This window comes from Azohydromonas lata NBRC 102462, assembly GCF_001571085.1.
Lineage (GTDB): Bacteria > Pseudomonadota > Gammaproteobacteria > Burkholderiales > Burkholderiaceae_C > Azohydromonas > Azohydromonas lata.
Genome location: NZ_BCTC01000282.1, coordinates 1 through 1145, shown reverse-complemented (window position 1 = coordinate 1145; position 1145 = coordinate 1). Strand labels below are relative to the sequence as shown.

General features: G+C 70.0%; 1 protein-coding gene. It reads right to left on the bottom strand.

Features of this window, described 5'->3' with window-relative positions; genetic code table 11:
- A partial coding sequence (locus ALA01S_RS31105; protein WP_157119448.1) for an amino acid adenylation domain-containing protein occupies nucleotides 1-1145 on the bottom strand: 1145 nt, incomplete at both ends.

The window sequence follows — 1145 nt, the reverse complement described above, 5'->3', positions numbered from 1 at the left end:
TACCTCGGGTTGCGCCAGCAACTGCGCCTCGATCTCCCCCAGCTCGATACGGAAGCCCCGCACCTTCACCTGGTGGTCGATGCGCCCCAGGTACTCCAGCTGTCCCTCGCCACTCCAGCGCACCAGGTCGCCCGTGCGGTACAGCCGTTCCCCGCCCTCCGTGGCGATGAAGCGCTCCGCCGTCAGTCCCGGACGCTGCAGGTAGCCCCGCGCCAGTCCCGCGCCCGCCACGTGCAGTTCCCCGGCCACGCCTATGGGCACCGGGTTCAATTGCGCATCCAGGATCTGCAGCCCCAGGTCCGGGATCGCCACGCCGACGGGGCTGCGCTGCTGCGGCCCCAGGTCCGCCCACCGGATGCGCCGGTGCGTCACGTGCACCGTCGTTTCCGTGATGCCGTACATGTTGACCAACTGCGGCCGCTCATCCCCGAACCGCTCCAGCCAGGGCCTCAGGCTGCCCGGCTCCAGTGCCTCGCCACCAAAGATCACCGTGCGCAGCGCCAGGTCCTCCACCCCGGCCAGCCCGGGCGTGTGGACCAGCTGGCCGAAAGCCGATGGCGTCTGGTTCAACACCGTCACCCGCTGCGTGCGCAGGAGCTGCAGGAAGTCCTCCGGCGAGCGGCTGACCCAGAACGGCACCACCACCAGGCGCCCGCCGGTGCACAGCGCACCGAACATCTCCCATACCGAGAAGTCGAAGGCATACGAGTGGAACAGCGTCCACACGTCCTGCGGTCCGAACGCGAACCACGGCTCGGTCGCCTCCAGCAGCCGTGTCACGTTGCGGTGGCACAGTTGTGCCCCCTTGGGCCGCCCGGTGGAGCCGGAGGTGTAGATCACGTAGGCCAGCTGCTCACCATGCACCGGCACCTGCGGGTCCGTGGCCGGCTCGGCCGCGGCGTCCAGCGTATCCAGCGCCAGCACGGCCAGCGCCTCGGTACCCGGCACCTGCAGGTGGCTTTGCGTCAGCAGCAACCCGATGCCGCTGTCGGCCACCATGTAGGCCAGGCGGTCGGCCGGGTAGGCCGGGTCCAGCGGTACATAGGCGCCGCCGGCCTTCAGGATCGCCAGGATGCCCACCACCATCTCGATGGAGCGTTCCACCGCGATGCCCACCCGCTCCTCGGCCCGCACGCCCAGGCCAA